Below are 23,725 nucleotides of genomic sequence, written 5' to 3' on the forward strand. Positions count from 1 at the left end.
GATTAATTCATATACTTTCCAACCAATTGGGTACCACAGCTTGATGATTGTTATCGGTTTTTCATAGGGAGGCTCTTAAAGCAAATGTCCGCCGGACACTTCAATATCCTGGGCTGTAACCCAGCCGAAATCGTTGGACAATACGTTCACAATGACCTTCGCCATATCTTCGGGCTGGCCGATTCTGCCAAATACAGATTGCTCAGCCAGCGGCTGAATGAATTCAGGATGTTTATCGAATACGCCATCGCCAAAATTGCTGTGTGTAGGACCAGGCGAAATGGCGTTGACCCGAATTTGCCGAGGTGCAAGTTCTTTGGCGATGTAGCGAGTCCAAGTTGAAAATGCTGCTTTTAACGAGCCATAGGCGGAGTAGCCAGGGAATGATTGGTTCTTGGACGAACTCGTGGTATTTATGATGGCTCCGCCATCATCCATGAATTCGACTAGTTGCTGTGTCAAAAAAATCGGTCCTTTGAAGTTCGTATTCAGAATCTTGTCGAAGTACTCTTCGCTCATTTCATTGAACATCATTGGCCCACCGACACCGCCATTATTCACTAAGTAATCAAAGGTTGTTCTGTTCCAAATGTCTTTGAGGCTCTGTTTCACTTCTACAACAAAAGCTTCGAAGGTTGATAGTTGAGTCAAATCCAGCTTTAGTGCCACTGCCCGAACTCCTTGATTGTTCTCAATTTCCTTAGCGACAGCTTCTGCCCTGTCTTTATAGGAATTATAGGTGAGAATGACGCTAATTCCGCGCTTGCCAAGCTCAAGAGCCGTCGCTTTTCCAATGCCGTTACTTCCGCCAGTTATAATAGCTATTTTCATAAGATCCTCCTTAATGATGTGTTCGATCTGATTTAATTTTAGTCGCATCTGCTGAAACAATATAGATCTAATAATGCCTTTTGATTGCCTAAAAGCGCCGCATTATTTTTCTGTGAACCTGGATTGTTCTTTATTTATGCTATATGTAGATCCTAAAAATGCCAGGGTGCTTCAGAGTTATGTTGAGGGGTAAGAAGTCATATGATAAAATAAGTACATGAATAAAGTCCTCGATGAAATCATTGATTTAATGAAAGGCGCAGGTACGCGACAAATTGAAACTGGAGTACCGGGGCTAAGTAAGATTAAGGGAGACATTCCGGCACATCAACTCGCAGCACTCTACGAGCCGATGATAGGCTTTACGGTTCAAGGAACAAAAATCCTTTCAATCGGGGAGCGTAGCATTAACCTGAATGGGCCATCCTATTTCGTGTTACCGGTACATGTTCCTGCAACGGCGAGTGTACATCCAGACCGCGATGGTCGTCCTTACATGTCCCTTGGTCTTAAGTTGAATCAGAATGTTCTTCAGAGTTTGTTAAGAGATCTTCCTGACAATTTAATACCAACCGCTTCAGAGCATTTCGTAGCTTGTGAAATGGATGTTGAATTGATGGAGGCATGGCTGCGCTTATTGCGATTATCGAAAACAACAAGAGATATTCCAGCTCTTGCACCGGTTTATGAGCGTGAAATCCTTTATCGCGTCCTAATGGGACCACAAGGATGGCATCTGAGGCAATTTGGTCTGCGGGAAAGCAATTTATCCAAGATTTCTCAGGTTGTAAATTGGTTTCGTAATAATTTTACGAAGCCAGTAGACATTGGCGAGATGGCATCGAAATCGGGTATGGCTATTAATACCTTTCATCGTCAGTTTAAAAGGGCAACGGGGTTAAGTCCTATTCAATTTCAAAAGCAATTAAGGCTCTTGGAGGCAAGAAACCTTATTGCATTCGAGGGCTATCCAGTTGCCAGTGCCGCATATCAAGTTGGCTATCAGAGTCCCTCACAGTTTAATCGAGAATACTCCCGCTTCTTCGGTTTATCTCCTGCTCGGGACACAGATAATCTAAGACGAATAGAAAGCATGAGGGATTAGATAGTTGGCTTCTTTTTTATACACTCCACACATGTGGAGAGTGCTGCGAGAACCGTATCATCGTTAGTGGTAAAGCAGAGAATTGAGCTAGGTATTTGGAATCGCGATTATGGCGAAATCCAGATTGTTCATTATATTTGTTAATTATTTTGAATAAAGCATTTAAAAAACATGACATCGATACCGATATAACTAAGAACAGAACACTTTTGAGATGTGTTCTGTTCTTTACTATGATTATAGAAGGGAGAGATCTCAAATGAATAACGTAAAAGTGAAGCTAGCCGTACTTCTAATTATTCTGCTAGGTTCAACATCATTTCAATTTGTCCAAGCAGCTCCTGCAGCCGTAGATAAGTTTGAGGTCGTAGATCATTGGTTTCCTGATGTGCGAATGTATCCTATTATTGTTTTAGCTGAATACAATAACGGAGTTTATGAGCGAAGGCCGAACGGAGCAGGTCTTCCTGCTGGCATTTTAGCTTATTGCTTTGATAGGTCAAGAGAATACCCCCTTACGAACGATCTTTTCGGATATCGTACCGGTGAAGAGTTCTATTCCCCACTTAAAGAAATGAGCAATTACCTTATTAAAGGAAAGGTGATTGATGGGGATAGGATAAGAGCGGTTCTGCTCAATGGTTTTCCGACGAAAAGTGTCGCAGACTTGCAAGCGACTACGGGCATTACCGGTTTGGACGAAGACATGGCCCTTTGGGCTACGCAATATGCCATTTGGCATTACACGAATGGAGCGGATTTGAATGAGTGGCGCAACCAGTATTATCCGCCAACACTAGCGGGAGAGGATTTGTATAATTACTACATCAGTCTAGATCCTATAGGGCCAACGTATACAGAAACGGATGTAGATGTATTTGATCAGAAATTATCATTTGATGCCAATGATAACCTTGTTGTATCGGTATCCTATAGAGCAACAGAAAAGAATTATGATGGAACTGTTATTTTGCCATCAGTCCAGCTTGATAGTGCTACGGCAGCTAGATATCCGAATGCGACTGTAGTTGAATCAACCTACAACAATGTAAGACCTGACAGCAGCACGATCACGATTACAGTCGCTAACGGCGATTATGATGCTTCGGCTTCAAAAGTAGATATTGGACTTCAATTTATGATGCGTCAATCGGTCAACGATGTGTTCATCACTTCGTCAGCAAGATATGTCGATGACACTCAAGATTTAGGTGCGGTCGCAGTCCATGTATTGGACGTGCAAAAAAATGTGCTGTTAAACTTTAATATTCCCGTGCAGTCAACACCGACGCCGACGCCAAAAGATGAACCAGAACGGGTAGAAGAAGCAACGCCAATGCCAATGCCAACGCCAACGCCGACGCCTAAAGAAGAACCTACGCCAATGCCAACAGAAGAACCAAAGCCGGTAGAGGAGCCAACACCAACGCCAGCGCCAGCAGAAGAACCAAAGCCAGTAGAAGAGCCAACACCAACACCATCTGAACCGACAATTGAAAAGGAAAAAATAAAAGTCCTTCCTAAAACAGGAGAGGCAAGTAAGGATTTATTTTATGCTGTAGGGACGGTATTTATTGCCGCCGCTTTATGGCTATTAAGAAGAAGAGACAGCGCGGGTAAAGGTTGAGAGTTTCACCACTTTGAAAAGCGAAAGGAAGGGATCTAAACATGAAAGAACCATCCGAACAGCTTATTGAAATGCTAGGTCATCCTTACAATCCCAAGAGTGTCCAAGCTTTGCTGCAGTCATTCGGCGTCAAACGAATGCCAAAGCCAAACAGTTATTTCAACGACGATATTATCTGGTCTCCGAAATCATCGATACGCATAGATATTTATCGCCCGCCAAAAATAAATGATTTGACTGGACTCCAATATACAAATCAAGATGAATGGATTATTGGTGCCATACATTTTCTCGCGCCTGGGTCGGATGACAGAATTAAAGCTCCGTTTCCCGGAAACCTTCCCAAGGGAATCACAATGAGCTCAACACCAGATGATTCAATAGAAGCATATGATAGACCTCAATTGGATGAACAATGCGAGTGGCCTGGATTTTCCGGTCGAATCTTAGCATGGCGCAAGCCGGGCATAAATATTGCAATTAAATATGAGGACAGTGAGACTGGCAGCAGGATGATAAGCTACCAAGCTTGTTTAATTGGCTGTATAGGTGCTTGGCGAAACGATAATCCGGAGGTTTTTGCTCCTTAATTTTAGGTTCGAAAAGTGAAGAAGCGATAGGAGATAGAGGCTCTGCGCGGTAAATATTTTACTCACCTCTATTGAGTCGAGTGGAAGCAGGTATTGTACCTGCCTCCACTCGATTTTTTTCATAGGGGAAACGGAAGGTTAATCGATCTTGGCGTCTTAGGGCAAAATAGTTTTAGCTATTTAGAGGCTTAGTCTCAACCCAGGCAACCTTGAGATCTCTTCCTTTGAAAAACCATACGTTATTGATTTTAATGAATTCGTCGTAATAACGGATAGCGGCTACCATCAAATTTTTGTTATCGCCGTCGATCGTTAAATGCTCGGCGAAGCAATAGGTGATCCCAGTTGCAGTATCGCCAGATAAGGTAATCTTGCTTTGACCATTGAAGTGCATGGTGGAAGTATACGTATTTAAATTTTCGAAAATAGGAGCTAATTCCTCCCGGCTATTCACGATCTGTGAAGGCTCAGCCTGGCGTTCATCCATATAAACTCTGAACAGCGTATCTTCCGTAAACAGTGCCATTTGACCTTGGGCATCTCTCGTGTCCGCACAAAATGCATAGGCATCAATAAGCTCGCGTATTGCATGACGGTCAGCAATTTCTTCAAGGGATAGTTTTTGTACAGCTTCCATATTATCCTCACCTTTTTTCATCATTTTTATTTGCAGCCGTTTTTTACAAGCTATATGCTGCATCTAACTTATTATCAATCGTAACCGGATTGAGTCCTTAAAGCTTTGTTATGAAGCTCATTTTGTTTGTCAATTCGGGTCATTCTCAATATGGGAGGGTTACCCTGCTGGATGGATTGGATTGCCATAGTGACTTCGTGTTATCTTTGATTCAGATAAGGAGTGAGACGAATGGGGTCCATAATTAGTAAAGCTGTGAAAATGCCTCAGAGTCTGCCCAGTGTTGGCATGCTGAAGATGAAAGGATTATCGGTCATGGGATCATGCGCCTATTCCGATATTAAGACCGGACGAATGTATTTGCAGGAGCATGTTCTGCTGGTTGTTTTGGAAGGGGTCTATATTGTCAGACACGGTGATGAGGAATATCCGGTAAGAAAGAACGAAATGGTGCTTTTACATAAAGGGATCGTCATTGATTATGAGAAGTACGGGGAAGAGGATTCGAGTCATGTATTGGATTACATGATGTTCTTTCTGAAGGATGAGCTGCTTCATGAGTTTATGAAGATATCCAATTTTCCGTCCTCTAAGCTTGAAAAGCCCATCCCAGCTGCTGTGCATTCGGTCAATGAGCGGCTGTTAAGCTATGTTGCATCACTCAAGCCTTATTTTGAACAGCCGGAGGGCGTTCAAGACGAACTCATTAAGCTGAAAATGCTGGAGCTGCTATTTGATATATTGGATGCAGACGAAGGGTTAATGAACCAAATTTTGCAACTGAGACAGCAACGTCCCACAAATATTGTAGAGGTAGTGGAGAAGAATCTGCTAAACCCTGTATCGCTGGAGGACTTGGCCTATTTGTCTGGCAGAAGCTTGTCGACCTTCAAACGGGAATTCCGGAAAATCTACAATGAGCCTGCCTTTCAATGGATTCGGAACCGCCGGCTGGAGAAGGCAAAGGAGCTATTAACCCATTCCGGAATATCCATAACGGATATCAGTTTGGCTACAGGCTTCGAGAACGTCTCGCATTTCTCAAAGGTCTGGAAGAAGAAGTATGGGGTTTCTCCGTCGGCAATGAGGAACCGTAGTGCTGCCGAATTGGTGGAGGGTTAATCGGTCAGACAGTGGTAAAAGACAGCAATAAATTATACATCATTCCATTTGCAAATAAGGGGTGCAGCGTTATGGGGGAATATTATTGGGACACGCAAATTGAATATCTGCGTAATTCCAGAGACTTATTTTACAATGATGATTACATCGAATTTTTAGTGAAGTCCGTTTGGAAAATTGAAGCTCCTGTACATTTGGTTGATTTCGGATGCGGGTATGGCTATTTAGGGTTAAAGCTGCTTCCGCTATTGCCAGAGGGTTCAACGTATACAGATTTAGGCGGTAAGCTTCTGGATGAAGCGCGAGCGATATTCGCTCAACTCCCCTATCAGACAGAATTTCTGCAAGGTGATATTCAGGAGATTGGACTGGAGAGAAAGTATGATCTAGCCATTTGCCATGCCTTTTTACTTCATGTACCGAATCCAAAGATGATATTGCAGAAGATGGTGGATTGCGTTGTGGATACAGGAAAAGTCATTACTTTCGAGCCTCACTGGATAGCAAACGCATCCAACTTTTACTTGCATGGACATGAACAGTCGGATTTTTTTCAGTTAGGATTGCTGCAAAAGCTCTATGAACAAGATGCCGCTCGGTGCTGCAAAGATGGCAACATAGGCATGAAGATACCTGTATATTTGAGTCAATTAGGTTTGAAGGATATCGAATGCAGAGTTTCCGATAAAGTGAATTTTCTTCATCCCCATATGGAGGCCGATAGTAAAAATAGAATGTATAACCGTTTAGCTGAGAGCGGTTATGCAGCGGCTCCTGGTGAGGAGAGGGATGTCTATATTAGCGGTCTTATAGAACGCGTTGCTTCTCAAGAAGAAGCTGTAATTCAGTACGAGAATGAACTGCTGCTTTCGAAGGAATTTCACATTGAATCGTACCTGACGTATGCTTCTAATATGAAGATTACTTTTGGCAGCGTGGTTAGGTAACAAGAAAGGAAGAACATCGATTGCTTAGCTCCTTAGATGAGGGGCTGTTTTTCTTTTAGAAAGGAAAAGTATACTAGTATTAATTATAAATGGGACGGTGGAAGTATGAATGAGATTGCAAGCAGTAACCGAGTTAGTTGTCCTTGTTGCGGATACTTGACACTAGTAGAAAGAGGGGGCTTTGAAATCTGTTGTTTATGTAAGTGGGAAGATGATGGCCAAGATGATCCAGATGCAGATGAAGTACGGGGTGGTTCTTTAACTGAGGCAAGGAATAATTTTAAAGTGAATTATACAATGTATAGCGATGAAAGAAACATTCTGAGTCAGTCAGAAACAGAGATATCGACGAAGAAAGCTCTAATGACTGAATTCGATAAGCTGAAAACGGCTGACGATAATTCAGCTGAACCTATATGGGATAAAATCAATTCTCTTGAAGAGGCACTAGCAGATATCGTCTATGAAAGTGCAATACAATATAGTGACAACGTAGAGAAAAATCAATAAACTTGCTCTAACATGATTGGAAAAGTGGAACGCAGGCTGCCAAAGCCAGACGTTCCGTTTTTTAGCTCATTTAAATTGACAATCGACTTTAGTTACAGTAAGCTGTTTTATATACAGTTAACTGTAACTTATGCAGTTTAGTGTAAACGGAGGTGTGTTATGCAGAGTTATACCGCCAAGCAAGTAGCTGAAGTGCTCCAACAGGATGATCCACGTATGAATTTGCGAACGGTGAGGTATTACACACAAATTGGTATGCTGCCACCCCTGGAACTAGTCGGTAATAAAAGGGTATACACGGACAATCACATCAATTACTTCCGTGCAATTATCACCCTATCAAGAACCGGTGAATCTTTAGCTTCCATTCAAGAAACATTACAGAAGCTTTCAATGGCAGACATTGAAAAAATCAGTCAACAGCTAGCTTTATATGAAACAAGCCGAGTGATTGAAAATGAAACGCTGAAAATAACAGATGATGTCATCCTAACGATAAGTCCCCGGATCTCTGCTGAGTTAAAGCAGAAAGTTATTGATTCCGTCTCACAGGTGTTAAGAGGTGAGAATCAATGAGACTTGATTTTAAGCTAGCTAAATCATTGATGGAGAACGAAGAAGGAATGAACCACATATGGATACAGATTTTTAGGGAAGAAGGGTCTGTTTCTCAAACGAACCAAATAGAGATTCAACTTCCGCAAGGAATATATCGCTCCTGTAATCTTAATGGTTATGCTGAGAATGCTTGGCAACAAATTGTCCTCGACTCCAAGGATAATGAGGTTATATTTGCAATCTTCACCCAAGAAGCAATTGCCTGTGGTGATGTGAACATTTCTGTGACTTTGACATCAGGTGAGAAGATGTTGAACCGAGAAATACCTATACGGTTGGTAAATGAAGATGAGATGGATTTGGTCGAGATTAATGAACAAGTCACAGAACGAGTGAAACAGCTAACTCGCGCAAAAGATACTTCATCAGGTGAAGATACAAATATCATCCTTATTCAACCTAGAGTTCTGGAAATAAGACACAATGATTTCTCTTACCTTGAACAGAAATACCGTGTTGATTGCTAAGAAATCAGTTGGAGGCGGTAGATTCGTGGATAATGAGCAAATTGAATATACGGTAGAATATCAAGATAATTACGGTGTAATGTACTTCGAAAATGTGAAGGCAAATAACGTTGCCGAAGCAAAGATGCAGATTAGTCAAAGACTCCCTGACGTGGTTATTAGGGCGATTACGGTAGTGTCAAAAGAAAATGGAGAATAAACAGCCTATGAATATTTTCAATAAGATTACTACAGATCGGTTAATCATCCGAACACTTGAAATGGCAGACCGGGATGCCTTTTATAATTATCGTTCGATGCCTGAGGTCTACAAGTATCAATCCTGGAAACCAGAGAACATTGGCGACAGTGAAGCGTTTATCCTTGCGAATATGGCTGTTGTCCCAAATACAAGTGATACATGGCTGCAAGTAGCTGTCTGCCTGAAGGATGGTCCGCTTATCGGTGATATCGGCATTCATTTTATGGAAGATGATTTTCAGGCTGAAGTAGGCTATACCTTCGCTCCAGATTTCCAAGGCAAGGGGTATGCCTCCGAGGGAGTTCGGGCTGTGATCGATTACTTGTTTGCCGGACTTGGGAAACATCGAATTACAGGCTCAGTAGATCCGGACAATATGAAGTCGATAAGACTGCTTGAAAATCTGGGCTTTAGAAAAGAAGCTCATTTTATTAAAAGCTATCGAATGAAAGATCAGTGGTATGATGATTGCGTTTATGCTATTTTGGCAGAAGAGTGGAAGTGATCGATGTGAAAATAACCCTCAATTTCGTCTAACGGCGGGATGAGGGTTATTTTTATATCCTTCCGATAGGAAGGGTGCTGCAAGAGAAACTTTATTAAAAGAATATTTTTTGAGTCGTTACTCTTGTTATGAGCAGGAATTCTCTTTTATCTTGTCGAATCTTTGTCGAATGATGCTATAAATTTACATTTTCGAGTTTTTTACAATTGAAAGCGAGGCTAATAAAGATGTATCCATTAATGAAAGAGTTCCCGAGGAAAATGACAGCTTTCATCCTGGTACTGATTTTGGTGTTGTCTTATTTTCCGGTATATCCTGCTGAAGCTGCTCCCCTTGGAACAGTGACGTTTACGTCAGCAGCGGGATTTAGCGGCAGTACGATTACTGCGGGACAGGGAGGCTCAACTGCGATTCCAGGCATGACGCTGCAAATTATAAGCGGTGATGGATACGACTGGACTTATGAACAGCCTTATTCAAGGTACGCTGTCGCTGCAGGTTATGACGATAACCTTTCTGCTAGTTTGATGACGATAAAAAGCAGTAATCCTGCCACCAATTTTGATTTTCAGTCTTTTTTTGTAGCCGATTCGGGTGGTGGACCTATTACAGTAACCGGGTATGATAATGGTATTTCTACCGGATCGGTAAATCTGGATACGACTCAAAACGACTATGAGAATACGTTCTCTCAGAGCAACGGGTTGACGGCATCAATATTTCAAAATGTCGATGAGATCCGCATTACTCCTCAAAATGAGGATATGTGGATTGCCCTAAATGATATACAAATCGGGAGTCCTATTCCTGTGGCACCATTGATTACAAGTCAGCCAAGCAATTCGACGATTTCTGCAGGCGCAAATACGACGTTCTCAGTGACAGCAACGAATGCGACGGGATACCAGTGGCAGGTAAATCAAGGAGCCGGCTTTACGAATATTGCGAATGGCGCATCGTACAGCGGAGCGACGACAGCAACACTCACGATTACGGGAGCAACCGCAGGAATGAATGGCTACCAGTATCGTGTGGTTGCAACCGGAGATGCAACACCTAACGCCTTATCAAACAGCGTGACGCTAACGGTGAACTCGCCGCCGTCGATTACGGCGCAGCCAAGCAGCTCGACGATCTCTGCAGGTGCAAATACGACGTTCGCAGTGACAGCATCGAATGCGACGGGATACCAGTGGCAGGTAAATCAAGGAGCGGGTTTTATGAATATTGCGAATGTCGCTCCGTATAGCGGAGCGACGACAGCAACACTGACGATTACGGGAGCAACCGCAGGAATGAACGGCTACCAGTATCGTGTAGTTGTCACCGGAGCGGCAACACCTAATGCGGTATCGAACAGCGCGACGCTAACGGTGAACTTGCCGCCGTCGATTACGGCGCAGCCAAGCAGCTCGGCGATTTCTACAGGTGCAAATACGACGTTCGCAGTGACAGCAACAAATGCGACTGGATACCAATGGCAAGTGGATCAAGGAGCGGGCTTTATGAATATTGCGAATGGCGCGCCATACAGCGGAGCCACAACGGCAACACTGACGATTACAGGAGCAACCGCAGGAATGAACGGCTACCTATATCGTGTAGTTGTTACTGGAGCGGCAACACCTAACGCAGTGTCGAACAACGCGGCTCTTACGGTAAATTCGCCGCCTTCGATAACGTCGCAGCCAAGTAGCTCGACGATTTCAACAGGCGGAAACACGGCTTTTTCAGTGACAGCAACGAATGCAACTGGATACCAATGGCAAGTGGATCAAGGAGCGGGCTTTATGAATATTGCGAATGGCGCGCCATACAGCGGAGCCACAACGGCAACACTGACGATTACAGGAGCAACCGCAGGAATGAACGGCTACCTATATCGCGTAGTTGTTACTGGAGCGGCAACACCTAACGCAGTGTCGAACAACGCGGCTCTTACGGTAAATTCGCCGCCGTCGATAACGTCGCAGCCAAGCAGCTCGACGATTTCAGCAGGCGGAAACACGGCTTTTTCAGTGACAGCAACCAATGCGACTGGATACCAATGGCAAGTGGATCAAGGAGCGGGCTTTACAAATATTACGAATGGCGCACAATATGGCGGAGCAACGACAGCGACGCTGACGATCACGGGAGCAACGGCAGGAATGAACGGTTATGTGTATCGTGTTATTGCTACTGGAGTTGCAACACCTGCTGCGGTGTCGAACAGTGTGATGCTAACGGTGAACTCACCGCCGTCGATAACGTCGCAGCCAAGCAACTCGACGATTACCGCGGGAGGCAACACGACCTTCTCGGTATCGGCAGCGAATGTTACGGGTTACCAATGGCAGGTGGATCAAGGAGCGGGCTTTACGAATATTTCGAATGGTGCTCCATACAGCGGAGCAACGACAGCAACGCTGACGATAACCGGAGCAAGCGCAGGAATGAGCGGTTATCTGTATCGCGTAGTAGTTACTGGAGCAGCAACACCAGCTGCAACGTCAAACAATGCGGTGCTAACGGTGAACACGCCGCCATCAATTACGAGTCAGCCAAGCAGCTCGACGATTTCAGCAGGCGGAAACACGGCTTTTTCAGTGACAGCAACCAATGCGACTGGTTACCAATGGCAGGTGGATGAAGGAGCGGGCTTTACGAATATTTCGAACGGTGCTCCATATAGCGGAGCAACGACAGCGACGCTGACGATCACGGGAGCAACGGCAGGAATGAACGGCTACCTGTATCGTGTAGTAGTTACTGGAGCAGCAACACCAACTGCAACGTCAAACAATGCGGTGCTAACGGTGAACACGCCGCCATCAATTACGTCGCAGCCAAGCAACTCGACGATTACCGCGGGAGCAAACACAACCTTCTCGGTATCGGCAGCAAATGCTACCGGTTACCAATGGCAGGTGGATGAAGGAGCGGGCTTTACGAATATTTCAAACGGTGCTTCATATAGCGGAGCAACGACAGCAACGCTGACAATCACGGGAGCAACGGCAGGAATGAACGGTTATGTGTATCGTGTTATTGCTACTGGAGTTGCAGCACCTGCTGCGGTGTCGAACAGTGCGACGCTAACGGTGAACACGCCGCCGTCGATAACGTCGCAGCCAAGCAACTCGACGATATCAGCAGGTGCGAACACGACGTTCTCAGTGACAGCAACGAATGCGACTGGATATCAGTGGCAGGTGGATGAAGGAGCGGGCTTTACGAATATTGCGAATGGCGCACCGTACAGCGGAGCGACAACGGCAACGCTGACGATTACGGGAGCAACGGCAGGAATGAACGGCTACCTGTATCGTGTAGTTGCAACCGGAGCAGCAACACCTAACGCGGTGTCAAACAGCGCGACGCTTACGGTAAACACGGTGCCTGATGCGCCGATAGTTACAAGTATCGTTGCAGGAGATAAGCAAGTTCATCTCGTATGGAATTCCGTAGCTGATTCGACCGGATATAAAATCTATCAGAGTGATATTTCCGGCGCTTATGGAGCTGAAGTTGCTACTGTTGGTCACTCGGTTCAACAAAAGGACATTACCGGATTAACAAATGGAACAACTTATTATTTTATAGTGAAAGCAGTCAATTCGGTAGGAGACAGCGATACTTCTAATGAAGTGAGCGCAAAACCAGTGTCGGTTCCTGCAGCACCAACGAATATAACGGCGGTCGCCGGTGACGGGCAAGCAACGATTACATTCCAAGCCCCAGCTAATAATGGCGGTAGTGCCATTACGGGTTATGAAGTTACGGCTTCTCCCGGAAATACAGTAATAACGGGTACTGCAAGTCCGATTACGTTCACGGGCTTGAGCAATGGGACAGTTTATACGTTTACCGTAAAGGCTATTAACGAGGCTGGTAGCGGGGCAGCATCCGGTGAATCCAATGCCGTCACTCCGAAAGTGCCGTCCAACAATAGCAATAGCGGCAGCTCAGGTCCATCGGCTCCGGTAAGTGATGATCAGGATATCGATGCATCTGTTAATGGCAAGGGAGAGCGTATCGGAACAGCGACAACGAAGAAAGTAAACGGGCAAACCGTAACCACAGTTGCTATCGATCAGAAAAAATTGCAAGCCAGACTCGAGTCAGAAGGCATAAAAGCACGAATGATTATTCGTCTTAATGCGAAACCGGATGTCTTTAATATCGAGCTGAATGGTCAAATGATCAAAGATATGGAGAGTAAACGGGGTACTATTGAGATTCAAACAACGGCTTCCAGTTATGTACTTGATGCTGAACAAATTGATTTGGATGCCTTATCCGAGAGACTTGGAAAGCCATCGGCTTTGCAAGACGTGAAAATACGGATTGAAATCGCTGCGCCAACAACGGAAACAATGAGAATCGTGGACATTGCGGCAGCCAAAGAAAATTTTAAACTTGTCGTACCACCTGTTAACTTTACGATCAAAGCCGAATATGCAGGCTCAATTGTTGAAGTATCCAAGTTTAACACTTATGTAGAGCGTTCCATTGCTCTGCCGAATGGAGTAGACGGCAGCAAAATTACAACAGGCGTTGTTATTGAGGCCGATGGTTCAGTTCGGCACGTGCCGACTAAAGTTATCACAAAGGAAAGCAAACACTATGCCGTAATTAACAGCCTTACCAACAGCACATATGCGGTTATCTGGCATCCGCTTGAATTTCAAGATGTAGCGAACCATTGGGCTAAAAATGCAGTCAATAATATGGGATCGCGTATGGTCATTGATGGTGTAGGGGATGGAAAGTTTAATCCAGATCGGGATATTACACGCGCCGAATTTACAGCTATATTGGTTCGGGGATTGGGATTAAAGCTGGAAAGTGAAGTAAGCTCCTTTTCGGATGTGAATGCGTCAGCCTGGTATAGCAGCGCAATTAATACGGCATATGCTTATAAGCTGATTAACGGTTTTGAAGACGGAACCTTCCGTCCTGACGACAAAATCACGCGTGAAGAAGCGACGGTTATCATCGCAAAAGCGATGCAGATTACAGGGTTGAAGCAGAAGCTAAACACGACATCAATAGAAGAAAGCTTGCGTGCATTCACGGATCGAAGCGAAGCTTCAGAATGGGCGAGAAGCAGCATCGCTGATAGCTTGCAAGCGGTTATAATTACCGGCAGAAGCGCTACGGTGCTCGCTCCAAAAGCTCTCATAACAAGAGCTGAGGTAGCTGTTATTATAGAACGTTTGCTTCAAAAATCAGATCTGATATAGTTTATACAAAATGAAGGAGGTTGCCCGTAAAAAGCACATTTGCTTAGTCGGGTAACTTTCTTTTTTTAAAGAGACTAGCGAAGGCCCATTCTAGAGGAGGCAGGCGGCATGTTCATCGTAAACGTAGAAGGTGCAGTCATTCGAGAAGATAAGTGGCTTGTCATTACACGTAGTATGAAAGAAGAGCATGCGGGAGGAACGCTTTCTCTTGTTGGAGGGAAAGTAGAGGTTGAAGGGAACGGACTAGAAATACTAGAACAGACTGTAAAGCGAGAGCTGTACGAAGAGGTCGGTATCGAAATAAAAGATACAGTTACTTTTGTATACAGCTCTTCGTTTGTGACAGAGGATGGAAACAACGTTATAAATATGGTTTTCCTATGCGAATATGATAGAGGCACTGCACATAGCAAGAGTCCCGATGAGGTGGAAGCCGTTCATTGGATGACCTTTGATGAAATCATGAATCATCCCCTAGCGCCACCTTGGACAAAAGAAAGCATAAGAAGAGCGGCGTTGATCGTTACATAACGACAAGCACCAATATGAAAAGTAAAGGTAGTGGCTGTATTGCCACTGCTTTTTTGTATTGAATCCAAAGGAAAACCATGGGAATTGTGGAATATATCTATAAAACCAGTAAACGGAGGTGTTCTAATGGTAAAACGATATTTATATTACTTTGGATGGACGGTTGGATTTTTCTGCGTGCTGTATCTAGCAAACAGGTCTTTTCAGTACTTTGATACGAGATATGAAGCAACATTCAATCTTCCTTATAACTTATGGATCTGGGGTACCATTCCTATTTTAGCGGGTATCTATTTTTCTTTTTACAAAGGTATTCCAAAAGGTGTTGCAATAAACTCTTCTCAGCTTGTTATACTTATTTTAAGCTTTATAGTCTCGATCTACCCTTTTCTAACCTTTTACTTAGGAGTGCCTGTTGTACCGTTTGTTTTTATTGGATTATATAGTTACTATGGATATTTTCTTGTTTCTTTTTTATTTGGTTTTTCTCTCTCCAACACTTTTTTGAAATGGTGATTTTGCAAAATTCGAGGTGATCTGGTGAACAAAATAGAGATCGTATTGACCAAACAGGGAAAGACTTTTAAGGATTACCGGCATTTAACGATTACGGAAGGAAGAGAAATCTGCATTGTTAATTTTATTAAAGGCCGGCTATATCCCGACAAGAAGACGATGAACCCGACCTACGAGTCATATCCCGTCAAGCAGGATGCAATTATGAAGGTGATTTCCCTCCTCAACTGGATGATTTCCAAGCCTATGTTCCGACGGGTATGTTCATAACCTGGTTGGTTAAGAATGATTTGATCAGCAAACAAAGCCGCAAAGAAGATGTGTCTGAAATCGAGCTGGTCAAAAAGAACGAAATGACAGGTGCTCAAATTTATCGTCGAAATTGGGATGGCGTGTTGAGCTCGAAGGAGTTGTCGGATGAAGCAGATGCGTTCGCCCGTGAATATCTCAATATTCACAACGACATCTATACGGCTGTTGATTTCACGAACTTACTGGCCGCTGACTTGCCGACGATTTACCATGTAGAAGATTCCATTGATAACTATCATAAAATAGAGCCGATCATTACGAAGCGCTATCAGGACTGGATGAGTCGCAACAAATCTAATAGTTAAGCTATCCAGACTTTTTATTTTCGATGTATAATTTTGGTAGTCTAATACAAAGGGTAACTGGAGAATGCGATAAATGGATAATAACTATAAGGATAGAATTGAAATCGTCATTCAATACATTAAGGAAAATAGTAGTCAAAAACTCAATCTTGATAGATTGGCTGATGTTTCGAATTTTTCGAAGTATCATTTTACAAGAATATTTACTTCTATAGTTGGTGTGACTCCAGTTGCATTTTTAAATCGAGAGCGTTTACAAAAAGCTGTATATTTGTTAACTGAAACAAACAAGACGATTCTGGATATTTCTATTCAATGCGGTTTCGAGTCGGTATCTACCTTCAATGCGGTTTTTAAAAAGCATTATGGGAAGACCCCAGGTGTCGTTAGAAATCGTATAAGGAAAGATAGCAATATTTCATCCTTTTTTAGCAATAAGCAAGAAGAGTTATTTCCTTATGAGAACTACAATAGAAATGGGAAAAACAATATCTTGCGGAGGGCTTGGGAGAATATGATCACTATTAAGCAGCTTCCAGAATATGAAGTGGCGTACGTTAGGCATGTCGGAAGTTATTTGCATACTTATGTTGCTTGGGATAAGTTAGGACGCTGGGCAAGCGATCAGGGACTTACACCCGAAAACCATCATTTTATCGGAATATCCTTGGATGATGGAAACTTCGTAGAAGAATTAGCTTGTCGATATGATGCTTGTGTGACATTGCCAAGTGGATATGAAAGACAGCAGTCTAATACGCAGGTAGAGTTTAAAACACTATCTGGCGGAATGTATGCTGTATACTCCTACTATGACACCATTGATAAATTCGTTCTCGCCTATCAGAACGTATTCAGCCTTTGGTTGCCGAACAGCGAGTATGATGCCGACGATAGACCATGTCTGGAATTTTGTATGAATGATCCTGCTAAGGATAAGGAAGGGAAATGCAAAGTTGATTTATATGTACCAATCAAAAAAATGAAAATCGAAGCGGTGAAGGCATGATCGTAGAGGCAGTTTTTGTACAGTTTCCGATTCTCCAATCTAATGTTCTGCTATTGAAGAAGATAGAGGATCATCATCTTGACGAAGTGTTCGAAATCTATAACAATGACACTGTATTTGAATACTGCGGCATTATTCCCAAACATAATAAAGACACCGTGAAGAACATGATTGGCCATTTCGAGAGAGACTATAACAAACAGTCCAGAGTGAAGTGGGGGATATTTGTCGTTGCCGAGCCAGAACGGCTGCTGGGCATTATTGAAGCGATGGACTTTAACCAGAAGGTAAATGCCGTGACGATTGGCTATTTTTTATCCGAAGCGCAGTGGGGTAAAGGGATCGCTACGGAAGCATTAAAGATATTACTCCAGTTTTTGTTCGACGATGTCAACGTCAACAGAATTCAGGCTGAGGTGATGCCTGCCAATGAGAATTCCAAGAAGGTATTGCTCAAGAATGGCTTCATTAAAGAAGGAACATTAAGGCAATCCGCACTATGGGCGGGGAAAGGTATTGTCGATTTAGAAATATACAGTATTCTTGAAGAAGACTATGTAAGAGGATAAGGAAGTGTTTAGCAATGGATTTAGAAATGGTCATGCAAGAGCTTGAGGCGCTCGGTAAGGAGCGAACCAAAAAAATTTACGAATCCAATGGCGCACATGAACCGCTTTTTGGTGTGGCTACAGGCCAAATGAAGCCAATCTTCAGAAAAACAAAAATAAACCAGCCGCTGGCAGAGCAGCTTTACGCGACCGGTAATTATGACGCGATGTATTTTGCCGGGATCATCGCAGACCCGAAAGGGATGACGGCAGCGGATTATGACCGTTGGATTGACGGGGCTTATTTTTATATGATATCCGATTATGTCGTTGCCGTTACGTTGGCGGAAGCGGACATTGCGCAGGAAGTAGCGGACAAGTGGATCGCGAGCGGCGAAGAGTTGAAGATGTCGGCGGGCTGGAGCTGCTATTGCTGGCTGTTAGGAAATCGGAAGGATGAAGAGTTTTCCGAAAGCAAGCTGGCGAATATGCTTGAAATGGTGAAGGATACGATTCATGATTCGCCGGAACGGACGAAATATGCAATGAATAATTTTGTATACACGGTAGGGGTTTCCTATGTGAAGCTCCATGATCAGGCGATGCAGACGGCGAAGGAAATAGGTCCGGTAGAGGTTAATCGGGACAAGAAAAAAAGCAGTGTTTTGATCGCATCCGAGCGTATTCAGAAGGCGGTAGATAAAGGGGATATAGGTTTCAAGCGTAAGCATGTAAGATGTTAGATAACATCCCCCCCATTAATACTAACCTTATTGGAGGTTAGTATTTTTTTTGCCTTCACCAGGTATGCCCCTCATCGGTGCAGGTTGAATTTATGCATGTTTATCAACAATACGCACACGCTATCAAAAAGAGTTTAAACAATCTTTAATGTTAGTTTATATAACATAAACATCACGCTAATTTAACGAAATTTTAAAGTTGTGAAAATGTAAACGAAACCAATCTCAGAATCTGGGATCTAAAATTTCCGAAAACAAAATATAGCCAATAAAAACAAAACAAGACCATTTGAACGTTATGTAATTTAACATAATATTGGGTTAGGCAAACAAGGCCGAATTGAAATGGGGAGGAAATAAAGAGATGAAGAAAACAGCAAAGATAACGCTTGTATTATCCATGTGCATGATGTTGTTGGCCGCTTGCGGCGGCAAAGGCAATGATACCAACGCCACGCCAACCGCTTCTCCTGATTCAAGCGAAACCGCTTCCACTGACGGAGAATTGAAAGGTACAATCACGTGGGCTACACACCGTACCGAGCTGGTTGACACGGATCTGAAAAGATACGTAGAAAAGTTTGAAGCGAAATACCCAGGCACCACGGTGAAAATCGAAGGTCTGAAGGATTACGAGCAAACGATTCGTGTACGGATGGCGGGCAATGAATTGCCTGACGTGTTGTCCCTGGTCGAAACGACAAAGGCTGATTTGCCTACCTTTTATGAGCCATTGGACGATCTCGGTCTGAACGACAACATTTACTTCAAGGACTATAACTCCTATGAAGGCAAGCTGTACGGCATTACGCAACAAACGGCGATCAATGGCCTTGTATATAACAAAAAGGCTTTTGAGAAAGCGGGCATTACCGCACCGCCAAAAACATTGGATGAGCTGTTCACCGTTGCAGAGAAGCTGAAGGCGGCAGGCATCGTTCCAATGGCGACGGCCTTCAAAGATGGTTGGACCCTGCAATACTGGACGGATCCGGCTGAATTCATCTACGGAAGCACGAGCCTGCGCAACGATAAGCTCAATACAGACACGCCGTTCACTGTAGACGGACCTTATGGCCAAGGCTTGGGCATTCTTAAGCAGCTCTATGATAAAGGCTACCTGGAGAAAGACATCTACTCCGCAAGCTGGGATCAAACACAGAAGGACATTGCAACTGGCAAAACAGCGATGATGTACATCGGCAACTGGTTCTTCTCCAACCTTATTGCGGCAGGATTGCCGTCTGAGGATATCGGATTCGCTCCGCTTCCTTTTGACAACAGCGGACAGTTCAAAGGCATGATGCGTAATGACTGGGCTTATGCGGTCAGCGCGCAAAGCAAAAACAAGCCGCTTGCTAAAGCTTTCGTTAAATTTATGCTGGAAGAGTCCGGAGACGAAGCGGATCATATGATTATTTCTCCGCTTAAAGATAAGAAGCAGGATCTTCCGCAATTGACGGAGTTTATGAGCTACAATCCTACGATGTTGGAAGCTCAATCTGTAGATACGAAAGTAACGACGGCAGAAAACAAAATGCAATTCAATGTGTTTAAGTTCATCCAAGAATCAACGGTAGGCAACCTTCAAACGGTATTCGATGGCTACAATAAGAAATGGAAAGCAGCCAAAGAAGCTACTAAATAAAGCTGCAGTACTATCAATAGTCTTGCTATGACCGACAAAATGGATGGCTGGTCTCCCCGGATTATCCATTTTGTCGTCCTTATTTTTTATCGGTAAGAGAGGGGAGAGACAATGATCAACAAACTTAGCTACAGTAAGCAAAAAGGCATTCTGATCATTTCGTTTCTAATTGTTCCATTATTGTTACTTTGTTTATTTTCTCTATATCCGGCGGTTTATCTTGTCTATTTAAGCTTTATGAACTGGGATGGGTACAGCCCGGTTAAAACCTTTGCAGGCTTTGCCAATTACAAGGATGTGTTTGCCAACAAAGAGATCTGGCAGGCCTTCTCACATAACTTCGTCTATTTGGGCTGGGGGCTTCTGCAGAACGTAGGCGGTCTGGTATTCGCACTAATGCTCAACTCCAAGCTTCGCGGGCGTAACGGTTATCGGGTTATGCTGTTTATGCCTTATATTATGAACGGCGTTGCCGTCGCTTATATGTTCAACTATGTATTCAATTCCGAATATGGCTCGCTGAATACGTTGTTGCATAGTGTAGGACTTGATTCGCTAGCGATTAGCTGGTTTGGATCTCCCAAAATCGTCAACCATGTTCTAGGCTTCATTACGCTCTGGAAGTTCCTCGGACTTAATATGGTCATTTATTTAGCGGCTTTGCAGTCGGTGCCTTCAGACATTATTGAAGCGGCTCGTATTGATGGAGCATCCCGGATGCAAACGATTTTCCATGTTATTCTTCCTAATATGGTAAGAGTCATTGAATTGAATCTGTTCCTGACGATTATCGGTACGCTGGAAATCTTCGATCTTCCGTTCTTGTTAACGAAAGGCGGACCGCTTGGTGCAAGTGATACGTTCCTTACGAAGACGGTCGAGATGGCATTCAAATTCAATAACTTCGGCATGGCTTCCGCAATGAGCCTTACCTTGATTGCCGCCGTTATTGTCATTTTAAGCGTGCAAAGATTGGTTACCCGGAGGTGGTCAGATTGAGAACAATGCGATTCCAGCCGTTATCATTCCTCAAGCATATCTTTATATGGATCGCCATTGCTGTGATCATTTTCCCGCCTTATGTTCTCGTAATGAACGCGTTCAAGGATAAGCAGGAATTTACACAGACGAGCGTTTTTAAGATGCCGAACAGCTTTCTGAATTTTGATAACTTCATAGATGTACTGCAGCGGGCCCATTTGGACAAAGCGTATATGAATACAATCACGATCATCGTTATTGCGGTTATCGGCAATATTTTGCTCGGAACTATGGTAGCTTTCGTTCTAGGCCGCTTCGATTTCAAGTTGAAAAAGGCGGTAATGGGCGCTTATATCGCGGTGTCGTTTGTTCCGACGATTACGACGCAAGTTGCTACCTTTACAGTGATTAATAATCTGCATCTCTATAACACAATCTGGGCTTCTATCGTTCTGCACTTCGGGACGAATGTTCTGCAGATCTTCATCTACTTGCAATTCATTCGCAATATTCCGAAGGAACTGGATGAGGCTGCAATGATGGAAGGCGCATCTTTGTTCAGAATCTATCGCACCATTATTTTCCCATTGCTTACGCCGGCAACGGCAACGATTGCGATTATTAAGACGATCGATATCTACAACGATATGTTCATTCCTTATCTGTACATGCCATCCAGAAGCTTGGTTGTGGTCTCCACAAGTCTGATGAATTTCTCCTCAGAGCGCAGTACAGAATGGGAGTTAATGTCAGCAGCGATTCTGATGATTATGGTGCCAATCGTTGTTCTTTATTTATTCTTCCAGAAGTACGTGTTTGCCGGAATTGTAAGCGGTGCTGTAAAATAACTGTACTTGCAATCTCGGACAACTAGGGGGAACGGGCATGAGAAAAAGGATTAACGGAAGCGTATTCCAAAGGGTGGCTGAGCGGTCATGGATCATCTTTGCCAACCTGAATATGCAGCAGAAGCTGCTAATCGTATTCCTTTTTCTTGTCTGTCTTCCTGTTGTAATGGTCAGTTATGCATCCTCCTATTACTATTCGCGGTCGATAAAGGACAATACGATCGCTTATGCGACGGAAACGACGACCAAAATGCTGTTGAGGCTCGATGATTATGTGACGGATCTCTATAATATGTCAGCAATGCCGCTCTACAACAAAGAGTTTCTAGAGATGCTGGCCGATCCCAATATCGAGCTGCAAAAAAGCAAATCGATTTATACCTATATCGAGAATTTAAACAAAATTAAGCCGGAGACGATGTCGGTCTACGTTTTTGATAATTACGGCAGAGTGTATTACAACATTAAATCCTTGTCGACTCGTAACAATCTGGATGAGATTAAGGATGTGTGGGCGCAGATTGCCGCGCGTGGCAGCGGTCGGCCCCAGCTTGTCAGCACGAAAGAAATCTCGACGTACCAAGATTCGTATTACGCGTTCTCGGTAATCAGACAGCTTAAGCAGACAACGGATATGAGTCCTATCGGCTATATCGTTTTTGATACGAATATCACTGCGATAAACCGGCAGATGCAGGACTTTGATCAGGTCACCAAAGGGAAGACGATCCTCGTCGATGAGAGCAACATGGTTGTGTTCGATAGTGAGGGCAAGCTGACTACTAAAAATTTGTCGAACGATGAGTCCCTTCGGTTAGCTGCGGCAGACAGAGGTTCTTTTCCGATTGAGGTAGAAGGCAAATCTTATATTTGTACGTATGCCAAGTCCTCTCTGACCAATTGGAAAATGTTCGTCTATATTCCGGTAGAAGAAGCGACGCGGCAGGCGGCGGTAACGCGTAATATTACGCTCATTACGACTGGCGTGTTTGTTACGATCGCTTTATTGTTTGCTATCGCGATTTCCTATGCGCTTACGCGGCCGCTTATCAAGATTAAGACGCTGATGCAGGAAGTGCAAACAGGCAATCTGGATGTGAGCTTTAATCAGAAATATCGGGATGAGGTCGGGATGCTAGGCCGGCATTTCAATATTATGGTCAATCGGGTCAGGGAACTGCTCGAGGAGGTTAAGTGGACGCAAAGCCGTAAGAAGGAAGCCGAATACGCAGCGCTGCAGAGTCAGATCAATCCGCATTTCATCTATAACACGCTTGAAACGATACGAATGAAAGCGGAAATGAATGATGATGAGGAAGTCGCTGACATGACGTTTACGTTAGGGAAGCTGCTTCGCTATGGTGTCAACCATGAGGAACAGCGTGTCACCGTCGGCCAAGAGCTCGGTCATTTGAACAATTATATGCTGCTGCAAAATACGCGATTTGCGAATAAGTTTCAGCTGATTAATGACATTCCGGCTGCAGATTATGACATTCCCTGCATCAAGCTGATGTTCCAGCCGATCGTCGAGAATGCGGTTCATTACGCCTTCAAGAATAGGCTTGGGGAAGGCATGATCCGTCTCTCTGTCCTTCATGAGGGAGAGGATGTCGTCTTTACCGTTGAGGACAACGGAAGCGGAATGGATGCGCAGAGACTCAAGGCGATAAGGGATCATATGGCGGGAACCCGTGAGCTTCCTCCAGGCAAGGGCATTGGACTTCGTAACGTGAATGACCGCATCAAACTCCAATACGGGGAATTGTATGGCTTGCATCTAGAGAGCAGTGAGAGTAAGGGCACCCGAGTTATGATCAGGCTGCCCGACAAGCGGTTGCGGGAGGAGGGGTAGT

Annotated in this window: 23 protein-coding genes; 21 read left to right on the top strand and 2 right to left on the bottom strand. The window is 43.9% G+C overall.

What is annotated here, in order from left to right:
• Window positions 1–75: 75 nt before the first annotated feature.
• Window positions 76–831: an SDR family NAD(P)-dependent oxidoreductase gene (locus IEX98_RS19685; RefSeq protein WP_188890905.1), complete on the bottom strand. Its 756-nt coding sequence runs from the start codon at window positions 829–831 to the stop codon at window positions 76–78.
• A 217-nt stretch (window positions 832–1,048) separates the two neighbouring features.
• Here IEX98_RS19685 and IEX98_RS19690 point away from each other — a divergent pair, with 217 nt between their 5' ends.
• The 3 genes from IEX98_RS19690 (at window position 1,049) to IEX98_RS19700 (ending at window position 4,153) form a co-directional block, all read left to right on the top strand.
• Window positions 1,049–1,936, top strand: a complete 888-nt coding sequence (locus tag IEX98_RS19690; RefSeq protein ID WP_188890906.1) for an AraC family transcriptional regulator — start codon at window positions 1,049–1,051, stop codon at window positions 1,934–1,936.
• A 259-nt stretch (window positions 1,937–2,195) separates the two neighbouring features.
• A complete protein-coding gene (locus IEX98_RS19695) occupies window positions 2,196–3,563 on the top strand; it encodes a thioester domain-containing protein (RefSeq protein ID WP_188890907.1) in 1,368 nt (455 codons plus the stop codon).
• A gap of 41 nt (window positions 3,564–3,604) precedes the next feature.
• Window positions 3,605–4,153, top strand: a complete 549-nt coding sequence (locus IEX98_RS19700) for a hypothetical protein (RefSeq protein WP_188890908.1) — start codon at window positions 3,605–3,607, stop codon at window positions 4,151–4,153.
• Between the two features lie 172 nt (window positions 4,154–4,325).
• Here the strand turns inward: IEX98_RS19700 and IEX98_RS19705 are convergent, their stop codons facing one another.
• Complete coding sequence (locus tag IEX98_RS19705; RefSeq protein ID WP_188890909.1) at window positions 4,326–4,790, bottom strand: nuclear transport factor 2 family protein; 465 nt, start codon at window positions 4,788–4,790, stop codon at window positions 4,326–4,328.
• A gap of 231 nt (window positions 4,791–5,021) precedes the next feature.
• Between IEX98_RS19705 and IEX98_RS19710 the strand changes: the two genes are divergently transcribed.
• The 18 genes from IEX98_RS19710 (at window position 5,022) to IEX98_RS19790 (ending at window position 23,724) form a co-directional block, all read left to right on the top strand.
• Complete coding sequence (locus IEX98_RS19710) at window positions 5,022–5,912, top strand: helix-turn-helix domain-containing protein (RefSeq protein WP_188890910.1); 891 nt, start codon at window positions 5,022–5,024, stop codon at window positions 5,910–5,912.
• Between the two features lie 71 nt (window positions 5,913–5,983).
• Entirely contained in the window at window positions 5,984–6,859 is an 876-nt protein-coding gene (locus IEX98_RS19715) for a methyltransferase domain-containing protein (protein ID WP_188890911.1), read from the top strand.
• A gap of 105 nt (window positions 6,860–6,964) precedes the next feature.
• Window positions 6,965–7,369: a CPCC family cysteine-rich protein gene (locus IEX98_RS19720; RefSeq protein ID WP_188890912.1), complete on the top strand. Its 405-nt coding sequence runs from the start codon at window positions 6,965–6,967 to the stop codon at window positions 7,367–7,369.
• A gap of 159 nt (window positions 7,370–7,528) precedes the next feature.
• A complete protein-coding gene (locus tag IEX98_RS19725; protein WP_188890913.1) occupies window positions 7,529–7,945 on the top strand; it encodes a MerR family transcriptional regulator in 417 nt (138 codons plus the stop codon).
• Entirely contained in the window at window positions 7,942–8,454 is a 513-nt protein-coding gene (locus IEX98_RS19730; RefSeq protein ID WP_188890914.1) for a hypothetical protein, read from the top strand. The genes IEX98_RS19725 and IEX98_RS19730 overlap by 4 nt, the downstream gene beginning before the upstream one ends.
• Before the next feature lie 25 nt (window positions 8,455–8,479).
• Complete coding sequence (locus IEX98_RS19735) at window positions 8,480–8,653, top strand: hypothetical protein (protein WP_188890915.1); 174 nt, start codon at window positions 8,480–8,482, stop codon at window positions 8,651–8,653.
• 7 nt (window positions 8,654–8,660) lie between these two features.
• Window positions 8,661–9,200, top strand: coding sequence for a GNAT family N-acetyltransferase (locus tag IEX98_RS19740; protein ID WP_188890916.1), 540 nt, complete (start codon window positions 8,661–8,663; stop codon window positions 9,198–9,200).
• A 260-nt stretch (window positions 9,201–9,460) separates the two neighbouring features.
• Entirely contained in the window at window positions 9,461–14,428 is a 4,968-nt protein-coding gene (locus IEX98_RS19745; RefSeq protein ID WP_188890917.1) for an S-layer homology domain-containing protein, read from the top strand.
• A gap of 108 nt (window positions 14,429–14,536) precedes the next feature.
• On the top strand, window positions 14,537–14,959 hold the full coding sequence (locus IEX98_RS19750; RefSeq protein ID WP_188890918.1) for an NUDIX domain-containing protein: 423 nt from the start codon (window positions 14,537–14,539) through the stop codon (window positions 14,957–14,959).
• A gap of 540 nt (window positions 14,960–15,499) precedes the next feature.
• Complete coding sequence (locus tag IEX98_RS29255) at window positions 15,500–15,745, top strand: hypothetical protein (RefSeq protein WP_229692276.1); 246 nt, start codon at window positions 15,500–15,502, stop codon at window positions 15,743–15,745.
• On the top strand, window positions 15,736–16,092 hold the full coding sequence (locus IEX98_RS29260) for a DUF7832 domain-containing protein (RefSeq protein WP_445376015.1): 357 nt from the start codon (window positions 15,736–15,738) through the stop codon (window positions 16,090–16,092). Before IEX98_RS29255 ends, IEX98_RS29260 begins: the two co-directional genes overlap by 10 nt.
• 73 nt (window positions 16,093–16,165) lie before the next feature.
• Complete coding sequence (locus IEX98_RS19760; RefSeq protein ID WP_188890919.1) at window positions 16,166–17,101, top strand: AraC family transcriptional regulator; 936 nt, start codon at window positions 16,166–16,168, stop codon at window positions 17,099–17,101.
• Complete coding sequence (locus IEX98_RS19765; protein WP_188890920.1) at window positions 17,098–17,670, top strand: GNAT family N-acetyltransferase; 573 nt, start codon at window positions 17,098–17,100, stop codon at window positions 17,668–17,670. The genes IEX98_RS19760 and IEX98_RS19765 overlap by 4 nt, the downstream gene beginning before the upstream one ends.
• A gap of 14 nt (window positions 17,671–17,684) precedes the next feature.
• On the top strand, window positions 17,685–18,392 hold the full coding sequence (locus IEX98_RS19770; protein WP_188890921.1) for a DNA alkylation repair protein: 708 nt from the start codon (window positions 17,685–17,687) through the stop codon (window positions 18,390–18,392).
• Window positions 18,393–18,756: 364 nt separating this feature from the next.
• Entirely contained in the window at window positions 18,757–20,040 is a 1,284-nt protein-coding gene (locus IEX98_RS19775) for an ABC transporter substrate-binding protein (RefSeq protein ID WP_188890922.1), read from the top strand.
• Window positions 20,041–20,151: 111 nt separating this feature from the next.
• Window positions 20,152–21,039 carry a carbohydrate ABC transporter permease gene (locus tag IEX98_RS19780; protein WP_188890923.1) on the top strand — a complete coding sequence of 296 codons (888 nt, stop codon included), beginning with the start codon at window positions 20,152–20,154 and terminating at the stop codon, window positions 21,037–21,039.
• 5 nt (window positions 21,040–21,044) lie between these two features.
• The gene (locus IEX98_RS19785; RefSeq protein ID WP_188891021.1) at window positions 21,045–21,869 is read left to right on the top strand and encodes a carbohydrate ABC transporter permease; all 825 of its coding nucleotides are present in this window, start codon (window positions 21,045–21,047) and stop codon (window positions 21,867–21,869) included.
• 37 nt (window positions 21,870–21,906) lie between these two features.
• On the top strand, window positions 21,907–23,724 hold the full coding sequence (locus IEX98_RS19790) for a cache domain-containing sensor histidine kinase (RefSeq protein WP_188890924.1): 1,818 nt from the start codon (window positions 21,907–21,909) through the stop codon (window positions 23,722–23,724).
• Window position 23,725: the final 1 nt, after the last annotated feature.

The organism is Paenibacillus radicis (ex Gao et al. 2016) (assembly GCF_014641555.1).
GTDB lineage: Bacteria > Bacillota > Bacilli > Paenibacillales > Paenibacillaceae > Pristimantibacillus > Pristimantibacillus radicis.